At 62.3% G+C, this 21087-nt stretch carries 18 protein-coding genes; 5 read left to right on the top strand and 13 right to left on the bottom strand.

Annotation, left to right across the window (positions count from 1 at the left end):
• The 8 genes from ASD00_RS25710 to ASD00_RS25675 form a co-directional block, all read right to left on the bottom strand.
• Entirely contained in the window at window positions 1-822 is an 822-nt protein-coding gene (locus ASD00_RS25710) for a sulfurtransferase/chromate resistance protein (RefSeq protein ID WP_057209961.1), read from the bottom strand.
• 317 nt (window positions 823-1139) lie between these two features.
• Entirely contained in the window at window positions 1140-4373 is a 3234-nt protein-coding gene (locus tag ASD00_RS25705) for a multidrug efflux RND transporter permease subunit (RefSeq protein ID WP_057209960.1), read from the bottom strand.
• 2 nt (window positions 4374-4375) lie between these two features.
• Window positions 4376-5482 (bottom strand): efflux RND transporter periplasmic adaptor subunit, encoded by a 1107-nt coding sequence (locus tag ASD00_RS25700; protein ID WP_025429388.1) that lies wholly within the window; start codon window positions 5480-5482, stop codon window positions 4376-4378.
• Window positions 5483-5791: 309 nt separating this feature from the next.
• Entirely contained in the window at window positions 5792-7678 is a 1887-nt protein-coding gene (locus ASD00_RS25695; RefSeq protein ID WP_057209958.1) for a sugar phosphate isomerase/epimerase and 4-hydroxyphenylpyruvate domain-containing protein, read from the bottom strand.
• A 25-nt stretch (window positions 7679-7703) separates the two neighbouring features.
• Window positions 7704-8564 (bottom strand): shikimate dehydrogenase, encoded by an 861-nt coding sequence (locus ASD00_RS25690; protein ID WP_057210121.1) that lies wholly within the window; start codon window positions 8562-8564, stop codon window positions 7704-7706.
• Window positions 8565-8625: 61 nt separating this feature from the next.
• Window positions 8626-9612, bottom strand: a complete 987-nt coding sequence (locus ASD00_RS25685) for a TRAP transporter substrate-binding protein (RefSeq protein WP_057209957.1) — start codon at window positions 9610-9612, stop codon at window positions 8626-8628.
• Between the two features lie 66 nt (window positions 9613-9678).
• Window positions 9679-10959: a TRAP transporter large permease subunit gene (locus ASD00_RS25680; RefSeq protein WP_057209955.1), complete on the bottom strand. Its 1281-nt coding sequence runs from the start codon at window positions 10957-10959 to the stop codon at window positions 9679-9681.
• A gap of 10 nt (window positions 10960-10969) precedes the next feature.
• The gene (locus ASD00_RS25675) at window positions 10970-11533 is read right to left on the bottom strand and encodes a TRAP transporter small permease (protein WP_057209953.1); all 564 of its coding nucleotides are present in this window, start codon (window positions 11531-11533) and stop codon (window positions 10970-10972) included.
• Window positions 11534-11811: 278 nt separating this feature from the next.
• On the opposite strand from ASD00_RS25675, the gene ASD00_RS25670 reads away from it, so the two are divergent.
• A complete protein-coding gene (locus ASD00_RS25670; RefSeq protein ID WP_025429381.1) occupies window positions 11812-12456 on the top strand; it encodes a TetR/AcrR family transcriptional regulator in 645 nt (214 codons plus the stop codon).
• A gap of 15 nt (window positions 12457-12471) precedes the next feature.
• On the opposite strand, the gene ASD00_RS25665 is transcribed toward ASD00_RS25670, so the two are convergent.
• A complete protein-coding gene (locus ASD00_RS25665) occupies window positions 12472-12963 on the bottom strand; it encodes an Lrp/AsnC family transcriptional regulator (protein WP_025429380.1) in 492 nt (163 codons plus the stop codon).
• Window positions 12964-13086: 123 nt separating this feature from the next.
• Between ASD00_RS25665 and ASD00_RS25660 the strand changes: the two genes are divergently transcribed.
• From ASD00_RS25660 to ASD00_RS25655, 3 genes are read left to right on the top strand one after another with little or no spacing between them, the layout of a single operon-like run.
• Window positions 13087-15486, top strand: a complete 2400-nt coding sequence (locus ASD00_RS25660) for a transketolase (protein ID WP_057209952.1) — start codon at window positions 13087-13089, stop codon at window positions 15484-15486.
• 16 nt (window positions 15487-15502) lie between these two features.
• Window positions 15503-15679: a hypothetical protein gene (locus ASD00_RS40365; RefSeq protein ID WP_156407911.1), complete on the top strand. Its 177-nt coding sequence runs from the start codon at window positions 15503-15505 to the stop codon at window positions 15677-15679.
• Between the two features lie 6 nt (window positions 15680-15685).
• Window positions 15686-16399 (top strand): peptidoglycan-binding protein, encoded by a 714-nt coding sequence (locus ASD00_RS25655; RefSeq protein WP_057209950.1) that lies wholly within the window; start codon window positions 15686-15688, stop codon window positions 16397-16399.
• A 125-nt stretch (window positions 16400-16524) separates the two neighbouring features.
• Here the strand turns inward: ASD00_RS25655 and ASD00_RS25650 are convergent, their stop codons facing one another.
• The gene (locus ASD00_RS25650) at window positions 16525-16944 is read right to left on the bottom strand and encodes an Rrf2 family transcriptional regulator (RefSeq protein ID WP_057209948.1); all 420 of its coding nucleotides are present in this window, start codon (window positions 16942-16944) and stop codon (window positions 16525-16527) included.
• A 166-nt stretch (window positions 16945-17110) separates the two neighbouring features.
• Between ASD00_RS25650 and ASD00_RS25645 the strand changes: the two genes are divergently transcribed.
• Window positions 17111-18079, top strand: coding sequence for an alpha/beta hydrolase (locus ASD00_RS25645; RefSeq protein WP_057209947.1), 969 nt, complete (start codon window positions 17111-17113; stop codon window positions 18077-18079).
• 142 nt (window positions 18080-18221) lie between these two features.
• Here ASD00_RS25645 and ASD00_RS25640 read toward each other — a convergent pair whose 3' ends face one another.
• From ASD00_RS25640 to ASD00_RS25630, 3 genes are read right to left on the bottom strand one after another with little or no spacing between them, the layout of a single operon-like run.
• Complete coding sequence (locus ASD00_RS25640) at window positions 18222-19346, bottom strand: P1 family peptidase (protein WP_057209945.1); 1125 nt, start codon at window positions 19344-19346, stop codon at window positions 18222-18224.
• A gap of 2 nt (window positions 19347-19348) precedes the next feature.
• Window positions 19349-20179, bottom strand: a complete 831-nt coding sequence (locus ASD00_RS25635) for an ABC transporter permease (protein WP_057209943.1) — start codon at window positions 20177-20179, stop codon at window positions 19349-19351.
• Window positions 20180-20187: 8 nt separating this feature from the next.
• Window positions 20188-21087: an ABC transporter permease gene (locus tag ASD00_RS25630; RefSeq protein ID WP_057209942.1), complete on the bottom strand. Its 900-nt coding sequence runs from the start codon at window positions 21085-21087 to the stop codon at window positions 20188-20190.

Below are 21087 nucleotides of genomic sequence, written 5' to 3'. Positions count from 1 at the left end.
TCATGCACCCTTTTTCGGCGTGGGCCAGTTGTGCGTTTCACCGGTCGCATCGCGGCACCAGCGGTAGAAGGCATCGTAGAGCAGCATGCCTGCTTGCAACTGCTCATGATCGTCTGCATACATGCGGGAGAGCCCGAGCGAAACCGCAAGCAGGCCGGCGGCCTCTGGAGCGAGATCGAGGCGCGAGGTGTCTGCGCCCCGCACGATGGTTGCCAGCTGCAGCATCGGCTCCGTTGCCAATCCGAATTCCTCGACCATCACGTCGAAGGTGCAGAGGTCGCCCCGATGACTCCAACGGATCGGGGCGTCGATGTCAAAGGGCGTGGCGTCGAAGCGGTCCGCGACAGCTTCGACTTCGGCGGGTGCCACGAACAGGAAGACGGCGTTTGGATCGACGAAGCGCCGAATAAGCCAGGGGCAGGCGATGCGGTCGATCTTCGGGCGCGCGCGCGTGACCCAGAGCGTGTGTCGGTCCGTCTGACGTTTCGGCAGGGCCGAGACGGGCACGGCCGGATAGCCGGCTTCGACCCAGGCCTCAAAGCCGCCTTCCAGGACATCGGCCGGAATTCCCGCGTGCCGCAGCCAGGCGGCGACCCCGTGGCTCAGCTTCTTGCCGCGCTGGCAGATGATGACGGCGGATCGTCCCGCGAAGTCGTTGCCCCAGTTCTCAACGAGCCGGTAGTCGCGCCGGAGCGATCCGGGGATCAAGCGCGGATCGGCATCGAAATCCTCGCCGATCCTGACATCGATCAGCGCGGGACATTTGGGAGTACCAATGAGGCGGGCAAGTTTGTCCGGGGAAATTTCAAGAGGTGACGGCATAACGCGTCCTCCGTCTGAGCGGTTGAATGGACGCGATACTTCGGCTGTCGCCTCGTGGGGTGATCGCGACCCCATGGTGATATTTTTCCGCTGTTTCGCGCAGGCTGTCAAGCAGTTGTACGGTGCACCGGGGGGGGGGGATTGACGACCGCCGTGTCATCCGCGGCCGCGTGCAGGCGCCTTTATCTCAGCCTGTTGCTGAACCGGCCCTCCCTCTAGAGCATTTCCAGGAAAAGTGCGAAGCGGTTTTCCGTCAGGAAATGCGTAAAAACAAAGAGATATAGCGTTTCTACGACTCCGCTTAAACCGGAAACGCTCTAGGGACTGCCTTGCTCGATTGTGGCCGGGCGCGCTTGTTCGCCGTCCTCCGCGGAAACATGCTTGGCCTCGGTATCGCTCGTCGTTGCCGGTGCGTGCACCCCGCCTGTGGTCGAAAGACCGGCAAGCCGATGGCCGCGCTCGCGCAACGATTGAAACACGACATAGAGGGCAGGGATGATGAAGATCCCGATCAGCGAGGCCGCAAGCATGCCACCCGCGACCCCCGTGCCGACGGCCCGCCGGCTCAGCATGCCTGCCCCTTGCGCCGTGACCAGAGGGACGAGGCCGACGATGAAGGCGAAGCTCGTCATCATCACCGCGCGGAAGCGGGCGCGTGCGCCTTCGACCGCGGCCTCGACGATGCCAGCACCCTTCTCGCGATGGAATTTGGCGAATTCGACGATCAGGATCGCGTTCTTGGAGGCGAGTGCGATCAGCACGACGAGGCCGATCTGGGCGTAGATGTCGAACGACAGGCCCGCCACGAGAACCGAGACCAGGGCGCCCGCGACGCCGACGGCCACCGACAGCAACACAGGGACCGGGATCGTCCAGCTTTCGTAGAGCGCGACGAGGAACAGATAGGCAAACAGCACCGCAAGCGCGAGGATAGCCGTCGTCTGTCCCGCCGCTTCAAGCTCCTGCAAGGCTGTGCCGGTCCACTCGTAGCTGTAGCCCGCTGGCAGGGTCGTTGCCGACAGGGCTTCCATCGCGGCGAGCGCCTCGCCAGACGATACGCCAGGGGCGGGCTGCCCATTGAGCGTGATCGAGCGATAGTTGTTGTACCGCACGATCGACTGCGGGCCGATGACGTATTCGACGCGCGCGACCGAGGCGACCGGGACCATGCCACCGGACGCGTTGCGGACGTGCAGACGCGAGATGTCGTCGACCGAACTGCGGTCGGCTTCGGCCGCCTGCAGATTGACCTTCCAGCTTCGTCCGAAGAGGTTGAAGTCGTTGACGTAATAGGACCCGAGCGTTCCCTGCAGGGTGTTGAAAAGGTCGCTCACGGATACGCCGAGCGCCTGCAGGCGATCCCGATCGAGATCGAGATAGAGCTGCGGCGAGCTTGCGGAATAGGTGGTGAAGGTGGGGCCAAGCAGCGGATTTTGATTGGCGGCGACGATCAGGCCGCCGGCGGTTGCAGCGAGCTCTGCGGGCGGGCGGCCCTGCAGGTCGAGCAGCTGGTATTCGAAGCCCGACCCCGTGCCGAGGCCCATGATCGGCGGCAGGTTGAACGCGAAGATCTGCGCGCCGCGGACGGCCGTGCCCTTGGCCATGGTCGTTGCGATCGCCGCATCGACGGAACTGGCCGCGCTGGTCCGCTCGGCGAACGGCTTCATCGTGACGATGGCAAAGGCGCTGTTCGATTTGGCCAGGCCATCGAGGAAGCTGTAGCCGGTAACCGTAATGACGTCGGCGACACCATCGATGCCGCCGAGCATCTTTTCGACGTCGCGCACAACCGCATCCGTGCGGTTGTAGGACGCGCCCTCCGGCAGCCGTATTTCGGTGAAGTAGGCGCCCTGGTCTTCGCTTGGCAGAAAGCCGGTCGGCACGACACGGAAAAGCCAGCCGCTGGCGCCGATTGCGACGGCCAGGAGCAGGATGCCGAGGATCGCCCGACGGGCGATATGCCCGGCGACAAGGACATAGCCATCGCGGCCGTTATCGATCCGCCGCGAGAGCCAGCCGAGGACGCCGCGCTTCGGCCCGTGATGCGGCTTCAGCAGGATGGAGCAGAGTGCAGGGCTCAAGGTCAGCGCATTGATGGCGGAGATCACCATCGACACGGATACGGCCACGGCAAACTGCTGGAACAGTTGCCCGCTCAATCCCGGAATGAATGCGACGGGAACGAATACCGACAGCAAGACGAGCGTAATGGCAACGATCGCTCCGGTGATCTCGCCCATGGCGAGACGCGCCGCCTCGGGCGCCTGCATGCCTGGGTTCTCCTCCATCACGCGCTCGATGTTCTCGACCACCACGATCGCGTCGTCGACGACGATGCCGATCGCCAGAACCATCGCCAACAGCGACACCGTGTTGAGCGAAAAGCCCATGGCAAGGATGATCGCGAAGGTGCCGATCAGCGCGACGGGCACGGCGACGAGCGGGATCAATGTCGCCCTGACATTGCCGAGGAACAGGAAGACGACAATGATGACGAGTACGAACGCTTCCAGCAGCGTATGCACAACATTCTCGACGCTCGCCTCGACGAACTGGGTCGTGTCGTAGGAGACGGAATAGGTCAGTCCCTCAGGAAACGACTGGGAAAGGCGCTCCATCGCCTGTTTGACGCCTTCGGCGGCCGCAAGCGCATTGGCTCCCGGTGCCTGGTAGGTGCCGATCATCGCAACCGGCTTGCCGTTGAAGCGGGCGCTCGAGTCGGAGCTCGCGGCACCCAGTTCGACTTTGGCAATATCGCGGATGCGCACGAAGGACCCGTCCGGCTCGGCCCTCAGGACCACGTTCTCGAACTGGGCGGGGTCGGTCAGACGTCCCTGGGTCTGCAGGTTGAGCTGAAACAGCGGATCGTCGGTAATCGGCTGCGCGCCGATCCGGCCGATTGCCGCCTGGACGTTCTGCGCCTTCAGCGCGTTGATCACATCGGTCGGCGTCAGACTGAGATTGGTCAGGCGGTCGATGTCCAGCACGATGCGCATGGCATAGTCTTTGGCGCCGAACAGCGAGGCATCCCCGACGCCCGGAACCCGCTTGACCGTGTCCATCAGGTTGATCGTGGCGTAGTTGGACAGAAACAGCGAATCGAAACTGTCGTCCTTGCCGTAGATGGTGATCACCTGCATCAGGGCAGATGATTTCTTGCGCACGCTGACGCCGGTCTGCTTGACCTCCGCCGGTAGCCCGGCCTCGGCAAGCGACACGCGGTTCTGCACGTTGACGGTGGCGATATCGGGGTCCGTGCCGACGGCAAATGTGACGGTGAGCGTGTAGGAACCGTCAGCGCCGCTCGTCGACTTCATGTAGAGCATGTCGTCGACGCCGACGATCTTGCTCTCGATCGGTTGGGCGACGGTGGTTTCGACCACCTCGGCGCCGGCGCCAGGGTAGCTTGCGGTGACGCTCACCTGTGGCGGCACGATGTCGGGAAACTGCGCGATCGGCAGCCGGGTGAGCGCGATCAGGCCCGCCAGCGTGAGGACGATCGAGATGACGGCAGCAAAACGCGGGCGATCGATGAAGATTTCGGAGATCATGCTCAGCCACCCGTCGCCGCTGCTGCGTCAACGACGATGCCCGGTCTGACCTTGCCGACACCTTCGGTGATGACGTTTTCGCCTTCCTTGAGCCCCTTGCTCACCACGGAAAGGCCGCGCGCGGAGCGGGAAACGTCGATGCGGCGCAGCTCGACCTTGGAGGCAGCATCGACCACCATGACGAAGGCGCCCTGCTGGTCGCGCTGGACCGCCTGCTCAGGTACCGCCAGAACGTCCTGCTTGTCGGACTGCTCAAGGATGACGCGCACGAGGGTGCCGTCGAGCAGCAGGGAGTTCGGGTTGTCGAACTGCGCGCGCACCGTCACGGTGTCGGTTCCTTGCGCGACGTTGCTGGCGATGAAGTCGATGGTGCCTTTCAGCGGATATTCGGTACCGTTGGGCAAGGTCAGCGCGACATTGGCGCCGCCGGGCATCTCGCCCTTCTGCACCCGCTCCCGGTAGGTCAGGAGCAGCGAGGTGGACACCGGAAAGACGACATAGATCGGATCGAGCCGCGTCAACGTGACAAGCGGCCCGGTATCCGGGCCGACCAGTGCGCCGACATCGGCGGTCGTCAGGCCTAGCACGCCGTCGAAGGGGGCGGTGATCCTGGTATAGGAGAGGTTGAGGTCGGCGCTCTGCTTGCTGCCCTTGAGCCGTACGAGTTCCGCCTCCGCCTTCTTGACTTCGGCGTTAGCGGTATCGACCTTGGCCTGGGAGATCGTATTGCTTGTGATCAGCTGCTTGGCACGGTCTCGTTCGAGTACGGCAAGATCGCGCTGGGCCTCGGCCGCCTGGATCGAACCCTCTATTTCCTGTACCGCCGCCCGATAGGCGCCGTCCTCGACCTGATAGAGCATGGTCCCGGCCGTTACCGTCTGCCCTTCCTTGAAATCGACCGCCTCCAGGAAACCGGCGACGCGTGCGCGGATGTCGACCTTCTGGGTCGCGACGACGCGGCCCGTCAGATCGACGCTTTCACGCAGGTCGACGATCCTGGCGGGCGCCACGACCACGGCCGGCGCCTGCTGCGCGTGAGCGGGCGACAAACTGAATGTGATTGCCAGAAGGAAGGAAAAGACAGAGAAGGCGACTTTCGGCACGGTCATGTCACGTCCTTTCAGCAACAAGGCCAGGTTCAGTCCCACGTGGTCTGCTCAACCGCACACTAGTCAGGAAAGCTCTGCCTTTGAAGAGTAAATCGCCTTTCTGTAACTGTTACGTCGGCTTTCGACGCAAGGTAGCGCGATGCGCAAACCGTGAGCGCCGCCTGGCAGCATGTGGCGTTTGATGCCGAAGATCGACGAGGCGGCGCCGCAATCTGCCGGGATTGTCAATCCCCAGGGTGCGAACGCTGCGAACGCATCCCTAGGGTGCGACGCATCCCGCGGCGCGCACGCCCGGCGCATGCCTGACGCTTATGCGCGCGGCATGCCGGCCGGCTCCAGAAACTTGCGAAGTGCTGCGATCCGGAAGATCGCGTTTGCCGCGCCATAGCCGCGGTATCCGCGCCGCTCGACGATCTCGAAGAAGAACCCGCCAGAGAAGGTCGGGCTGTAGAGTTGGAAATACTCGCCGCGCTCGTCCTTGTCGTAGAGGATGTTGTGCGCCTTCAGCCGCTCGGTGAAATGCGGATCGAGCCCGAAGCGGGCTTCGAGGTCGTCGTAATAATTGGGCGAGATCGCCAGCGAGACAAAGCCGCCCGCCGCAAGCACGTCTGCAGTCCTGAAGATATCGTCTGTCTTGAAGGCCAGATGCTGGATGCCGGAGCCGAACGTATCGGCGATGAAACGACCGGCAAGCGTGTTGCGGTTCTCGGCGCCATTCATTGTGATGCGCAGGGATCCGGCGGCGTTCTCTACCACCTGGCTGCGCACGATGCCCGAGGGGTCGATGATGTCGACAAGCGGGGTCTTATGGGCTTCCAGCAGCGAGGTATAGAAGAGCAGCCACGTCAGCAGTTCGTCGTAGTGCATCGTCTGGGCGATGTGGTCGATCGATGACAACCCGGCCGAGGTCGCGCTGAGGTCGTCGACCGGATCGAACTCGACGTCCCATATGCTGCCGAGGTCACTGTGGCGATCGAGGAAGTAGACGATGCCGCCGCCGACCCCGTGAACGGCTGGCATCTCGATCTCGCCCTCGTCCACCGGCTGGGCGAAGGTCTCGGCGCCGAGCGCCAGCGCCCGCCGGTGCGTGGCCCGGGCATCGTCGACGAGCAGGCCCATCGCATAGGCCGAAGTGCCGTGAACCAGGTAAGAAGAGTTGGCAAAGCCGCGGCTTTCCGTGTTGATCACCAGCCTGATATCGCCCTGCTGAAAGACGGTGACGCTTTTCGTCTTGTGACGAGCGGCCTTGCAGAAGCCGAGTGTGCGGATCAGCGCCTCGAATTGCGGTGCTTCGCTTTCGTCGATGGTGAATTCGATGAAGGCAATGCCCTCGACGCCTGATCGAGGCGGCATTTCGGGAATGGGCAGGGCAATGTCCGGCTCAGTCCGCCGCACTTGGTCGCCGAGATAGAGCAGCGAACGCTGGCCGTCGACCGAGATCGCCGTCGCCGAGCCGCCGCGAAACTGATCGTTGAAGATCTCGAGCGACAGATAGCCGTCATAGCCGGTGGCGGCCACCGCCCGCATGAACTCGAGAACGGGCAGGTCGCCTTCACCCGGCATGTTGCGGAAATGCCGGCTCCAATAGAGCAGGTCCATATCGATCAGCGGCGCGTCCGCCAGCTGGATGATGAAGATCTTCTCCTTGGGTATGGAGCGGATGGAGTTGACGTCGATCTTGCGCGCCAGCGTGTGAAAACTATCGAGAATGAGGCCGACATTGGCATGGTCGGCCCGGCGCACCACCTCCCAGGCATCGCGGTGGTCGTTGATGTGGCGTCCCCAGGCGAGCGCTTCGTATCCGACCCGCAAGTCCCGCCTGGCCGCCCTTTCCCCCAGTTCGCGAAAATCGGCGGCAGCCCGGTCAAGACCGCCGAGTGCGGCGGAAGAGACGTTGGAGCAGACGAGCACCAGGTCGGTTCCCATCTCCTGCATCACGTCGAATTTGCGTTCCGCACGGTCGAACGTCCTGCTTCTGAGCGGCTCCGGCATGCCCTCGAAATCGCGGAACGGCTGGAACAGAGAAATCTCCAGGCCATGGTCGCGCACCATCTGGCCGACCTGGCGCGGACTTTCATCGAAAACCAGAAAATCGTTCTCGAAGATCTCGACGCCGTCGAAGCCGGCATTTGCTATCGCCTCCAGCTTGCTGCGCAGGTCGCCGCTCAGAGAGACGGTCGCGATCGAGGTTTTCATGCGTGTCTCCTTCGATGCCCTGTCGTCAGGCGGTCAGGGCCTTGAAATGGGCAAGCATGCGGGCCGCATCCGGCTCACACCCGGTAAACAGACGAAAGGCGCCGACCGCCTGAAACACCGCCATGCCGCCGCCGTCGAGCGTCTTGCAGCCGCACCGCCTGGCCTCAGTCAGCAGTTCGGTTTCCAGCGGGAAATAGACGACTTCCGCCACCCAATGATGTGGTTCGAGCAGTTCGGCTGGAAGTGGCAGGCCGGGATATTTCGCCATCCCGGTTGGCGTAGCATGGAGCAAACCGTCCGCTGCTCTCATAGCGGATGGAAGGTCGGTGCCGGCAACAATGTGTGCTTGTGGAAACAGCGGCGACATGCTGGATACCAGTGCTTCTGCGCGCTCGATCTCCCGGTCGAACACCGTCAGTGAAGTTAGCCCCATCGATAGGATCGCGTAGGCTGTCGCAACGCCGGCGCCGCCGGCGCCGAGTTGCACCGCGTGCGACAGCGCTACTCCGGGCAGACCGCGGCGAAAGCCTTCGGCAAATCCCCACCAGTCGGTGTTGTGGCCGATGCGGCGACCCGCCTTGAGCACGACGGTGTTCACAGCACCGAGATCTCGGGCCTCGTCGGACAGCTCGTCGAGAAAGGGAATGACCAGTTGCTTGCACGGGTGCGTGATGTTCAATCCGCAAAGGCCCCGCTGTTCGGCCTCCCGCAGCAACTGCGGCAGGTCGTCCGGGCTCGCGCCGCGCTGCGTCAGGTCGATCAGCTCGTACTCATAGGTAAGGCCCTGTGCCGCACCTTCGCGCATATGCATGGCCGGTGTGAGCGAGGCTTGAATGCCGGCGCCGATCAATCCGGCTTTCAACGGTTTCAGAAGGGTCTCAGTCATCTCGACGGCTTTCATCAATCGGTTGGTTGCCGACCCGCATAAAAGCGGGCCGGCGGCAGGCTTACTGGCCGCGAAGCGTCTGAAGCTCCTTGAACAGGGCTGCGACAGTGTCGGGACCGATTTCGGCGCTGAACTTCTCGATCATCGGCTTGACTGCGTCGCGCAGCTTCTGGGTTTCCTCCGGCGAAAGCTCACTGACTTCCATGCCGGTCGCCTTGATGTCGGCGATCGCTTTGGCGTCGAACTCGCGCGAGACCTGGCGCTGATAGTCGCGGGCCTCGGTGGCCGAGGTCTGCAACACTACCTTCTCCTCGTCGTTGAGACCGTCCCAGAATTTCTTGCTGATCAGCACGATCTGCGGATTGTACTGGTGACGGGTCACCGTCATGTACTTCTGCACCTCATAGAACTTGGCGTTGAGAATGTTTGCGGCCGGATTTTCCTGGCCGTCGACCGTCCCGGTCTCGAGCGCGGTATAGAGCTCGGTATAGGGCAGCGGCACGGCATTGGCGCCGAGATTGTTGAAGAGCTCGATCGGGATCGGCGACTGGATCGTGCGGATCTTCAGGCCCTTGATGTCCTCGATCTTGGTGACCGGGTGCTCCCAATAGCCCAGCCCAACGAGCCCGGTGTCCGGCAAAAGATCGGCAAGGCCGGTGCCGAAGGGGCCGTCCATCACCTTGTCGGCCTCTTCGCCATTGTTGAACAGGAAGGGCAGATCGACGGCGCCGAACTGCTTGACGTTGCTTGCCAGGATGCCGGCGTTCAGAACCGTCATTTCGATCACGCCGCCCTGCAGCGCCGATACGGTCTGCACGTCGCCGCCGAGCACGCCGCCCGGAAACAGCTTGACCTCGATCTTGCCGCCGCTCTTGTCCTTCACCAGTTCGGCGAACTTCTCCATGCCCATCACCTGGGGATGGCCCTTGTTGTTGGCGGCGGCGAACTTGAGCTGGTGCTCGCGAATCTCGGCCAGCGCCGGGCTCGCTGCGATCAGCGCTACCGGCACGGCGAGCCCGAGCGCGATTTTCATCAGTCTGTTGAACATGTTTTCCTCCCATACTTGGCCGGGTTCTCCCTCCGGCCGGTTGAACTTTGCATGTGTTTTTTGTGCCTATCGCGCAAACCAGGAAACCGGCGCGGTCACCAGTTGCGGGAACAAGACGAGCAGGAACAGGACGATCAGCTCGGCGATCAGGAACGGCATGACCCCCCTCATGAGGTCTTCCATCTTCAGCTTGGAAACGCCGCAGATGACGTTGAGCACCGTGCCCACCGGCGGTGTGATCAGGCCGATCGAGTTGTTGATGATGAACAGCACGCCGAAATAGACCGGATCGATGCCCGCCTGCTTGATGATCGGCATCAGCACCGGCGTCATGATCAGGATGGTCGGGGTCATGTCCATGGCGGTGCCGACCACGACGACGAGCACCATGATCGCTAGGAGCAGGAGCGTCTGGTTGTCCATCAGCGGCTCGACCAGGGCGGCGAGGTCGCCGGGCACGTCGGCAACCGTGATCAGCCAAGCCGAAACGGCCGAGCAGGCAACGAGGAACATGACGATGGAGGTGATCTTCGCCGCAGCCACGAAGACCTGGAACAGCTTGGCCGGCGGCAGCTCGCGATAGATCACCATCGACACGAACAGTGAGTAGACGGCGGCGACGACGCCGGCCTCCGTCGGGGTGAACACGCCGAACTTCAAGCCGACGATGATGATAACAGGCAGGAAGAGCGCCCAGAGGCTGTCGATGAAGGTCTTCATCCTGACGGCGCCGCTCTGGCGCGGCGGCAGTTGATGCTGCTCCTTGCGCGACACGATCAACCAGGTCACGCAGAGGGCGGCTGCAATCATCAGGCCGGGGAAAATGCCGGCCAGGAAAAGCTTGGTGATCGAGACACCGCCGACGACGCCGTAGAGGATGAAGCCGATCGACGGCGGAATGATCGGGCCGATGATCGACGCGGAGGCGAGCAGGCCTCCGGCGCGGGCCGGATCGTGGCCGGATTTCAGCATCATCGGCAACAGAAGTGCGCCGAGCGCTGCCGCATCGGCAACGGCCGAGCCGGAAAGGCTCGCCATGATGCAGGCGGCAAAGATGGCGACGAAGCCGAGCCCGCCGCGGATATGGCCGACCAAGGCCATGGCAAGATCGACGATGCGCCGCGACAGGCCGCCGGTGTTCATCACCTCGCCGGCGAGCATGAAGAAGGGCACGGCCATGAGCGGGAAACTGTCGGCGCCGTTCAGCACGTTTTGGGCAACGATCTGGGCGTCGTAGAGGCCGAGATACATCATCAGCGCGACACCGCTGATGATCAGGGCGAAGGCAATCGGCACACCAAGGGCCATCGGACCAAGCAGAGCGCCGAGGAAAATGGTAACGGTCATCGTCGTCTCCTCAGGGCTTTGCGATGGGTTGGGCGAGCGAAGGCGTCGGGTGGTCGTCGAGGACGGCCTGATCCTCGCTGTCACGCACGAACTCGGCCGTGGCCACATCGATGCGACCCGTGAGCACGCAGAACGCGTCCCAGAGGATGATCAGAAAGGCGGGAATGCCGAAGGCGAGGCCGGCGCCGTAGAAGAAGCCCATGGAAATGCCGGTGGCCGGTGCTGCGACATGCAGATTGATCAGTGTCTGCGTCCAGCTGCCGCTGATCATCAGCCATGTTGCGCCCAGCATCAGTGCGTGACCGCAGAGAATGGCGACCTTCGCGCCGAGCGGCGGCAAGCGGCGCAGCAGCGAGTCGACGCCGAGATGGGCATGTTCCCGCATGGCAATGACGGCGCCGAGAAAGGTCAGCCAGATGAAGAAGATGCGCGACAGTTCTTCGGAATAGGTGATGCCCGTGTTGAAGGCGTAACGCAGCACGACATTTCCGAAGACCAGCACCACCATGCCCGCAAGTAGAAGCGCGATGGCGACCTTCAGCATCAGGAAGCAGAATTCGATTATCCTCACCATTTCGCTCCTCCCAGGCGATCAACCGCGACTTGCGGTCTGTGACGTCCGTCATCGATCAGGACATCCAGGCGCGCAAGGCTGGCATGCCGATCTCTCCTCCAAGCGACCAGGATGCCGTTTCAAAATGTACTAACTAGTTCGAATGTCAAGCGGCATGTCTTGAAAGAAACCGGCAAGCCCAATAAGACTTTGGGCAGGACGCGGAGTGGAGCCGCGGTCAATGCGTGACGGCCACGGCCGTTTCTCGTTGAAAATCAAGGGTGAGGAAGTAATTGGGCATGGCGGCGCGAGCAGAGAACGGACGCAAGAACGATCCACAGCGCACGAAGGAGGACATCCTCATCGTCGCGACGGACGAGTTCGCGACCCATGGTCTCGCAGGCGCCCGAGTCGACGCGATCGCCGAAAAGACCCGAACCTCCAAGCGGATGATCTACTACTATTTCGAAAGCAAGGAGGGGCTCTATCTCTCCGTACTCGAGCGGTCCTACCGCAAGATCCGGACGCTGGAGGCCGATCTGCAACTGTCGAGCCTCGCGCCCGAGGCTGCGTTGCGCACCCTGATTTCAACCACCTTCGACCACGATCAGGCCAACCCGGAATTCGTGCGGCTGGTCAGCATCGAAAACATCCATCACGCCGCCCATATGATGCGCTCGGAAGCGATCCGCGATCTCAACGTCTCGGTTATTGAAACCATTGCCGGCATTCTGGAACGCGGTGTTGCCGAAGGTGTGTTCCAGCGCAAGGCAGATCCGATCGACGTGCACATGTTGATCAGCGCGTTCTGCTTCTTCCGTGTCTCGAACCGCTACACGTTCGGCACGATCTTCCGCCGTGACCTTTGCGAGCCGGAGACGATGCAACGGCACAAGGGGCTGATCGCCGATGCCGTGTTAAGCTACCTCAAAACTCAGGAATAGCCCGACAAAACATGTTCAGGCGTTGCGCAGGTGCTCTGTCGGCAACGCGGTCGTATATTTGATCTGGCTGAGCGCGAAGCTCGATCGGATGCTAGAGACGCCAGGGATTGTCGTCAGAAAGTCGACGACGAGCGCCTGATATTTCATCAGATCCTCGACGACGACGCGCAGCATGTAATCCGACTCGCCCGTCATCAGGTAACATTCGACGATCTCCGGCTTGGTCTTGATGGCAGTGCTGAAGACATCGAGCGAGGCGCGGTCCTGCTGCTTGAGCGAGACGTGCACGAACACGTTGACCGCAAGGCCAAGGGCGAAGGCGTCGACGAGCGCGACCGAGCCCTTGATGACCCCACTCTCCTTGAGTTCGTTGACCCGCCGCCAACAGGGAGAGGCGGACAGTCCGGTTGCATCGGCGAGCTCGGCCGTGCTGATCTCGGCGTTCTGCTGCAAGAGATCGAGAATACGGATGGTCGCGGCGTCAAAGCTTGGCGTCTTCTTCGGCATGAAATTTCCTAAAATGGCGTTTCGGCGGTCAGTATTGCCGGTATCGGCAAAAATTCCAACAAAGATAGATCGGATATTTCGCGTCGCTGGGTGTAGCGTTTCCGGGTTCTGGGAGGAGCCGACATGGAAGAGCAGATTCTTTCGACCGCCACGCTGAAATGCCTGAAGGATCTTGAGCGACAGGTCCTCTGGCACGCATGCTGGATGATCCACAACGCCAATCACATCCGGGAAAAAGGCGAGGTGAAAGTCGGCGGGCACCAGGCGTCGTCCGCCTCGATCACCTCGATCATGACGGCGCTGTACTTCCACATCCTTCGGCCGGAGGATCGCGTTGCCGTCAAGCCGCATGCCGCGCCTGTCTTCCACGCCATTCAGTACCTGATGGGCAACCAGACGCGCGAGAAGCTGCAGAATTTCCGCGGCTTCGGCGGCGCGCAATCCTACCCCAGCCGCACCAAGGATGTCGACGATGTCGATTTTTCGACCGGCTCTGTCGGTCTGGGTGTCGGTATCACCGCCTTCGCCTCGATCATCCAGGATTACATCGCCTCGAAGCCCTGGGCGCAAAAGCGCAGCGACGGTCGCATGATCGCGCTCGTCGGCGATGCCGAGCTTGACGAAGGCAATATCTATGAGTGCCTGCAGGAGGGCTGGAAGCACGATCTGCGCAACACCTGGTGGGTGATCGATTACAACCGTCAGAGCCTCGATGGTGTCGTTCGCGAAGGTCTGTGGCAGCGGATCGAGGCCATCTTCACCGCTTTCGGCTGGGACGTGAAGGTCGTCAAATATGGCGCCTTGCAGCAATCGGCGTTCAAGGAACCCGGTGGCGAGACGCTGCGCGCCTGGATCGACCGTTGCCCCAACCAGCTCTATTCGGCCTTGACCTTCCAGGGCGGCGGCGCCTGGCGCAAGCGGCTGCAGGACGAGATCGGCGATCAGGGGAATGTCAGCAAGCTTTTGGCTTCGCGCAGCGATGACGAGCTTTCCGAGCTGATGAGCAATCTCGGCGGCCATTGCATCCAGACGCTTGCTGAGACCTTTGCCAGTATCGACCATGACCGTCCGACCGTCTTCCTTGCCTATACGATCAAGGGCTGGGGAACGCCGCTGGCGGGGCACAAGGACAACCATGCCGGCCTGATGACCAAGGCACAGATGCAGGACTTCCAGCAGAAGATCGGCGTCAGGGTCGGCGCGGAATGGGAGGAGTTTGCGGCAGTCGCCGATGCCGGAGCTGCGAAGACCTTTTTGAAGAGCGTGTCGTTCTTTGCCCAGGGTACCCGGCGGTTCAAGTCTGAACCGGTGCAATCGGCCGGGCCGGTTTTGCTCGATGACCGCGAACTTTCCACCCAGGCGGGGTTCGGCAAGATCCTCGATGCCCTGGCGCAGCGCGACGATGCGCTTGCCGCCCGCATCGTGACGATGGCGCCTGACGTGACAGTCTCGACAAATCTCGGCCCCTGGGTCAACCGGCGTGGCCTTTTCGCCCGCGACATGCAGGCCGACACGTTCCGCGACGAGAAGGTTCCCTCGGCGCAGAAATGGGCCTTCGGCCCTGGCGGTCAGCATATCGAGCTCGGGATTGCCGAGATGAACCTGTTCCTGCTTCTGGGGGCTGCCGGCCTTTCCCATTCGGTGTTCGGTGAACGCCTGCTTCCGATCGGCACCGTCTACGATCCGTTCGTGGCGCGCGGGCTCGATGCGTTGAACTACGCCTGCTACCAGGATGCACGGTTCATGATCGTCGGCACGCCGTCAGGCGTCACACTGGCGCCGGAAGGCGGCGCTCACCAATCGATCGGCTCGCAGCTGATCGGCATGAGCCAGGATGGGCTTGCCAGTTTTGAGCCTGCCTATCTCGACGAACTCTCGGTGATCATGGATTGGTCCTTCGACTATATGCAGCGCGATGGCGATGCCGTGCACGACGAACGGACGTGGCTGCGCGATACGACTGGCGGTTCCGTCTATCTCCGGCTGACGACCCGTCCGCTCGAACAGATGCAGCGCCGCGAGGATGCGGCCTTCCGCCAGGGCGTGATCGACGGTGCCTACTGGCTGCGCGAGCCGCGACCGAACACCCAGCTGGTGCTGGCCTATCAAGGTTGCGTCGCCCCCGAGGTGCTGATGGCGGCGGGGCGACTTGCGGAACGTCACCGCGATGTCGCTGTGCTGGCGGTGACGTCCGCCGACCGGCTCAACGCCGGCTGGACTGCGGCACAGCGTGCCCGTCGTCATGGCCACCACAGCGCCGAAAGTCACATCGAGGCGCTGCTGGCGCCGCTATCCGATAGCTGCGAGATCATTGCCGTGACGGATGGTCATCCCGCCACGCTCGGCTGGTTTGGATCGGTGCATGGCCACCGAACCGTCTCACTCGGCGTCGAGCATTTCGGGCAGACGGGCACGATCGCCGACCTCTATGCGCATTTCGGCATCGATACGGACTCGATCATCGAGGCGGCGGAGTCGATCGCTCTCGGTCGCAATCGCCGCAAGTTCAGGCAGGCGGGATAGGCTCGTGACGCGCTAAGTGGACGTGCGACATGCCCCTTTTTGCCACGGCCGCGGCCTCGCCGAAGCGCTTGCGCGCTTCTCGCGCAAGGTCGGCGTCGATGATGCCGCAAGCGAAGAACTGCGGTCGCCCTTGGCAGCCATGGCGCAGGAGCAGCGTGAATTCGCCGACCGGCCGGCCAGGGCGGCGGTCTAGACGTCGTTGATCGGCGCCGGTTTCGACACGGGAACGGTCGCTGGCAATTTCGGCAGCCAGACCCGCCTCGCCATCACATCGTTCCAGCGCGCCCGCGGCCTCGTGCAGACCGGTTTCGTCAATCAGGAAACGGCCGCAGCACTTGGTTTGGCGACGACGGCGCCAAAGCAGGAGATCCTCTCGCTTGCGACAGCCCGCCGATATGACGCGGCCGACCTCGATGGCCTGGAGGATGCGCGGGTGGTGGAAATGGTGCGCTGTCTCTCCCCGCTCGCCCTGACCTATGGCCGTTTCGACGGCCATCTCTATGCTGCCGCCTACAGGGCCGAACATGTCGCCTGGGAGGATGCAAGCAACACGGCCGTCCGCTGCGGCGGCTATCTCGCGACAATCGGCTCTGCCGAGGAGAACGCTTTCGTCGCATCTCTCGTCAATGGAGACGGACATTTCTTCGACAGTGCTTTCGAGGGTGGCGAGCACCGGCGCGTCGGCCCCTGGCTGAGCCTTGTCAAGGACGATGCTTCTCGCCCATGGCGATGGGCAAGCGGTGCTCCGCTCGACTACACCAGATGGTTTCGCCAGGTTCCGAAGGTTGGCGGGGCCGGTATCCTCTATGTGGCTTATCGCGCCAACCAGCTGCCGCTGACGGCCACGATCGAAACATGGGGCGCTCGCGATCGGGCGCTGCCGACACCGGGCTTCATCGCCGAGTTCGACTAAAGCATTTCCAGGAAAAGTGCGAAGCGGTTTTCCGTCAGGAAATGCGTAAAGACAAAGCGATAGAGCGTTTGTGCGGTCCCGTCTAAATCCGAAACGCTCTGGGCCCCAAGGTTCCTCGGGCGCGCTTAGCGCGCTGCTGTAAATTCCCGGGCAATCTGCGCCAAAGTCAGCTTGCCAAACTCGTCGTTGAGCACCGTTTCCGCCGCCAAGAACGCCTTTGACAGATGCGCGTTGACGGCCCGCTCAACGGGGCATCCTGCATGATCGGCGGCCAGCCCCAGCGAAAAGACGGATTTGTCGTTGAGCGCCTTGTGGACATCGAGAACGGATATTTCTTCCGCGCCGCGGGTCAGCAGCCAGCCGCCACCAGGCCCGCCTTCCGAGCCGACGATACCATGCCGTTTGAGTGCCGCCATCGTGCGACGGACCACCACCGGGTTGGTGGAGAGCATCAAGCCGATCGTCTGCGACGTTTCGGTGCCGCCGAGCAGATGCATGTGAACGAGCACATGCAGCATTCTTGAAAGGCGGTTGTCCTGTGGCATCGACCACTCCTATGTGTAACTTAATTTGTTATGAATTATTGACCTGTCGATGTTCGTAACATATTGTGTTGCGCATAGGAATGAAGCGGACAAGGGCACGGTTTTTGATTTCTGTAGCGATATCGTTTCGTTCGAAGCCCGATCGCGGAACTGTTTGGAGAAGAGAATGCAGGAGCGCCTCGTAGACGCGAATGGAATTCGTTTGAACTTCCTGGAGGCGGGCGAAGGGCCGGCGGTCTTGTTGTGCCATGGCTTTCCAGAAACCGCTTATGCATGGCGACATCAGGTTGCGGCCCTCGCCGCCGCCGGATTTCATGCCATCGCGCCGGATATGCGCGGCTATGGCAAGAGCAGCCGCCCTGACGAGGTCGATCAATACACGCTCTTCCATCTCGCCGGCGACATGGTCGGGCTGCTCGATACGCTCGGCGTCGAGAACGCGATCATTGTCGGCAATGACTGGGGCGCGAGCGTCGCCTGGCAGGCGGTGCTGCTGCGACCTGACCGCTTCACCGGCGTCGTGGCCATCGGCGTGCCGATGATGTCGCAACCGCCAGCTCCACCGACGCAGATTTTCCCGAAAACCGCGGATGCACTGTTCTATGCGCTCTATTTTCAAGAGCCAGGTGTCGCCGAAGCCGAGTTCGAGCGGGATGTGGCGTTGACGCTGCGCAAACTGATGTTTGCCGCGTCCGGCGAGGCCGGACCGCGCGACGACGACAGGACGCCAAATCCCTTCGGCATGGTGTCGAAACGCGACGGTCTGCTGGCCAGCCTTCCTGTCCCCGCAAAGCTTCCGGACTGGATCGGCGATGCAGAGTTCGAGAATTTCGTGCACGCTTTCCGGCAAAGCGGCTTTTCCGGAGGGCTGAACTACTACCGCAATCTTGATCGGAATTGGGCACTGCAATCCTGCCTGAAGGGAAAGCTCGTCGACGTTCCGGCAGTATATCTGATGGGGGAGCGCGATACCGGATTGGCCATTCCCGGCATGCGCGCGATCATCGCCGAGATGCCGCGACTGGTGCCAAAGCTGGTGGATACCATCTTCCTACCCGACTGTGGGCACTGGGTGCCGCAGGAGCGGCCCGATGATGTCAGCACTGCCATCATACGGTTCGCTCAGGGCTTGTAACGGAACCAAGAGCCAGCCGTTACCCTCGCCTGTCAGTGCGGCGTCGCCGACAAATCCTAAGCCGGTAGAAGCGCGCCGAAAAAGGCACGGCATCGAAGCTGCCTTGGTCGGCAATCTGGGCGGGAAACACAGGGAAACCGCATCAGCGCCCGTACTTCCGCATGACCTCGAGAAGTGGTTCATGTCTGATGGCTTCGATCTTGAACCGGTCATGCGCGGTGCCGCCTGAATCTTCCGCTGCGATCATGGCGTTGACCACCGCCTCTTCGACGGTGTCGACCGTTGCCAGATAGACGGGATCGAGCATTTCGTCATTGACGATCTCAAGCGCGAGGCGCGGCGGAGCGCGGTGCGCCATCGGCTGCGGGTTGGCGGTCGAAAACGCCAGGAAGATGTCGCCGGAATTGTTGCCGCCGGGCGTGCCGTTGCGGCCGATGCCGATCGAGGCGCGACGGGCGAGGCGTTGCAGCTGGTGCGGGGCCATCGGCAGATCGGTGGCGATCACGACAATGATCGACCCGCGCTCCTGCATCTGGCTCTGCGGCGTGCCATCGCGCATGTGCTCGCCGACCGGTACGCCGCAGATTGTCAGCCAGTCCCGCTGGCCATGGTTTGCCTGCACCAGCGTGCCGATCGTGTAATCACGCCCGCCAAACTCGACGACCCGAGAGGCGGTGCCGGTGCCGCCCTTGAACCCATAGGCGATCATGCCGGTTCCGCCGCCGCAATTCCCCTCCTTAACAGGTCCGCCGCTGGCAGCGTCGAGTGCTGCCCGGACCTCGGCTTCGCCGATGGGCTGGCCGTTGATGTCGTTCAACACGCCGTCATAGGTCTCTGCGACCACCGGCATGATCCAGAGAAAATTGTCGCTGTCATAGGTGGAGGCATAGCGCTCCAGCATCCACTTGATCGTGGCGTGATGGGTCATGCCGACCGCATGGGTGTTGGTGATCATCACCGGGCCGAGGAAGAAGCCGCCATCCTCGATCCAGTGAGTGCCGGTCATTTCGCCGTTGCCGTTGAAGCGATGCACGCCCGCATAAACCGGGATGGGCACGGCCGAGCCAGCATGTGGCAGGATGGCGGTGACCCCGGTTCTGACCGGGCGCTTGCGCCCCGGGCGCGGCACGTCTTCTGAGATTGTGTGGAAGCCGACGGCGATCCCTGCGACATCGGTGATGGCGTTGAAGGGGCCGGTCCGGCCCTTGAATGGCAAGCCGAGGTCCCGGGCGCGTGTTTGAGAGACGGTTTTGCGTTTGTTGTCCATGATCATTTCTGCCGGGAGCGGAGGTAGAGGCCGAGAGAGGCGACGACGAAGGAGAAGGTCAGCATCATCACCGCGATCGCATTGATCTCCGGCTTGATGCCGCGGCGAAGCATGGCGAAGATGAACATCGGCAGCGTCGTCACATCGACGCCGGCGATGAAATAGGTGATCACCAGATCGTCCATCGAGATGATGAAGGCGAGCAGCGCGCCGCCGACGATGCCGGGCAGGAGCTGTGGCAGCACCACCCGTCGAAAGGTCGTCCATTCGTCGGCGCCGAGGTCGGCCGAGGCGTTTTCGAGTGTTCTGTCCATGCCGGCCAGCCGCGCTGAGACAACGATGAAGACATAGGAAATCAGGAAGGTGCACTGGCCGATGACGATCGTCGTCAGGCCGAGGCTGATCCCCGAATTGACGAAGAAGATCAAAAGCGCGATGCCGAGCACGATGTCGGGCATCAGCATCGGCATGAACATGATCACCCGGTAGAAACGCTGACCGAGAAAGTCGAAACGGTAGAGGCCGATCGCGATGGCCGTGCCGAAGACGGTGGCGATCAGTGTCGTGGAGGTGGCGATGACGAGGCTGTTCCACACCGCCTGAATAAGCTGGCCGGTCGATTCGATATAGAGCGCATTCTCGGAGATCGTCGTCTTGAAGCCGAGCACCTGGGCGTACCATTCGGTGGTGAAGCCGGTCCAGGTCATCATGTTGACCGGGTTGGCGTTGAACGAATAAACGGCGATCACCACCAGCGGGATGTAGATGAAGGCGAAGAAGAGAGCGGTGTAGGCGAGCAGGCTTCCGCGGAAGAGGGATTGAGCGATCTTCATGGGGGACCTCAGCGAGCAAGTGCTGCGTCGGTGCCGCGGCGGCTAGACGCGAGCACATAGACGAGCAGCAGCACCAGCATCACGCTCATGACCATCATCGCCAGCGCCGAGCCGAACGGCCAGTTGCGGGCGGCCAGGAACTGCTGCTCGATGAGATTGCCGAGCATCATCACCTTGGCGCCGCCGAGAATGGCCGGGACGACGAAATTGCCGAGCGCCGGAATGAAGACGATGATCGCGCCGCCGGCAATGCCGGGAGCCGTCAGCGGTAGGATAATGCGCCAGAATGTGCGGATAGGCCCGGCGCCGAGATCGAGCGAGGCACGCACCAGCGTCCAGTCCAGCTTCTCGACGCTGGCATAAACAGGCATGAACATGAACGGGATGAAGACATAGACCATGCCGAGGATGATCGCGCCGTCCGTATAGATCAGGTCCAGCGGCCGGGCGATCAGTCCCGTCGACAGCAGCATCTCGTTGACGAGGCCGGTCTGGCGCAGGATCAGCACCCAGACGAACAGCCGCACGATCAGGCTGGTGAAGAAGGGCAGGGTGATGAGGAACAGGCAGAAATTCTTCCATCGCTCCGACAGGCGGGCGATGCAGAAGGCCGCGGGATAGCAGACCAGCAAAGCGGCAATAACGGTGAGTGCGGCGATCTTCACCGAGCGGATGAAGATGGCGATATAGACGGGATCGAAATCCTCGAACATCGGATCGGCAAAGCCGAGGATGCGGCCGAAATTGTGCGGGTAGAAGGTCCATTCCACGCCACCGTAGAGGCCTGGCGCCAGAAAGCTCGTGACCATCATGATGGCGAGCGGACCGAGGAAGAAGACGGCGAGGAACAGGGAAACGGGACCGAGCAGGACGGCGAGCTGGACGCGGCGGCGAATGGCGATCGACAT

This window comes from Ensifer sp. Root31 (assembly GCF_001424825.1).
Classification (GTDB): Bacteria; Pseudomonadota; Alphaproteobacteria; order Rhizobiales; family Rhizobiaceae; genus Ensifer; species Ensifer canadensis.
This window is presented reverse-complemented; position numbering and strand designations above follow the sequence as displayed.

What these genes read in the sequence shown, in the direction of transcription:
- ASD00_RS25710 (WP_057209961.1), bottom strand. Translation starts at nt 822, where the DNA reads ATGCCGTCACCTCTTGAAATTTCCCCGGACAAACTTGCCCGCCTCATT.
- ASD00_RS25705 (WP_057209960.1), bottom strand. Translation starts at nt 4,373, where the DNA reads ATGATCTCCGAAATCTTCATCGATCGCCCGCGTTTTGCTGCCGTCATC.
- ASD00_RS25700 (WP_025429388.1), bottom strand. Translation starts at nt 5,482, where the DNA reads ATGACCGTGCCGAAAGTCGCCTTCTCTGTCTTTTCCTTCCTTCTGGCA.
- ASD00_RS25695 (WP_057209958.1), bottom strand. Translation starts at nt 7,678, where the DNA reads ATGAAAACCTCGATCGCGACCGTCTCTCTGAGCGGCGACCTGCGCAGC.
- ASD00_RS25690 (WP_057210121.1), bottom strand. Translation starts at nt 8,564, where the DNA reads ATGACTGAGACCCTTCTGAAACCGTTGAAAGCCGGATTGATCGGCGCC.
- ASD00_RS25685 (WP_057209957.1), bottom strand. Translation starts at nt 9,612, where the DNA reads ATGTTCAACAGACTGATGAAAATCGCGCTCGGGCTCGCCGTGCCGGTA.
- ASD00_RS25680 (WP_057209955.1), bottom strand. Translation starts at nt 10,959, where the DNA reads ATGACCGTTACCATTTTCCTCGGCGCTCTGCTTGGTCCGATGGCCCTT.
- ASD00_RS25675 (WP_057209953.1), bottom strand. Translation starts at nt 11,533, where the DNA reads ATGGTGAGGATAATCGAATTCTGCTTCCTGATGCTGAAGGTCGCCATC.
- ASD00_RS25670 (WP_025429381.1), top strand. Translation starts at nt 11,812, where the DNA reads ATGGCGGCGCGAGCAGAGAACGGACGCAAGAACGATCCACAGCGCACG.
- ASD00_RS25665 (WP_025429380.1), bottom strand. Translation starts at nt 12,963, where the DNA reads ATGCCGAAGAAGACGCCAAGCTTTGACGCCGCGACCATCCGTATTCTC.
- ASD00_RS25660 (WP_057209952.1), top strand. Translation starts at nt 13,087, where the DNA reads ATGGAAGAGCAGATTCTTTCGACCGCCACGCTGAAATGCCTGAAGGAT.
- ASD00_RS25650 (WP_057209948.1), bottom strand. Translation starts at nt 16,944, where the DNA reads ATGCCACAGGACAACCGCCTTTCAAGAATGCTGCATGTGCTCGTTCAC.
- ASD00_RS25645 (WP_057209947.1), top strand. Translation starts at nt 17,111, where the DNA reads ATGCAGGAGCGCCTCGTAGACGCGAATGGAATTCGTTTGAACTTCCTG.
- ASD00_RS25640 (WP_057209945.1), bottom strand. Translation starts at nt 19,346, where the DNA reads ATGGACAACAAACGCAAAACCGTCTCTCAAACACGCGCCCGGGACCTC.
- ASD00_RS25635 (WP_057209943.1), bottom strand. Translation starts at nt 20,179, where the DNA reads ATGAAGATCGCTCAATCCCTCTTCCGCGGAAGCCTGCTCGCCTACACC.
- ASD00_RS25630 (WP_057209942.1), bottom strand. Translation starts at nt 21,087, where the DNA reads ATGTCGATCGCCATTCGCCGCCGCGTCCAGCTCGCCGTCCTGCTCGGT.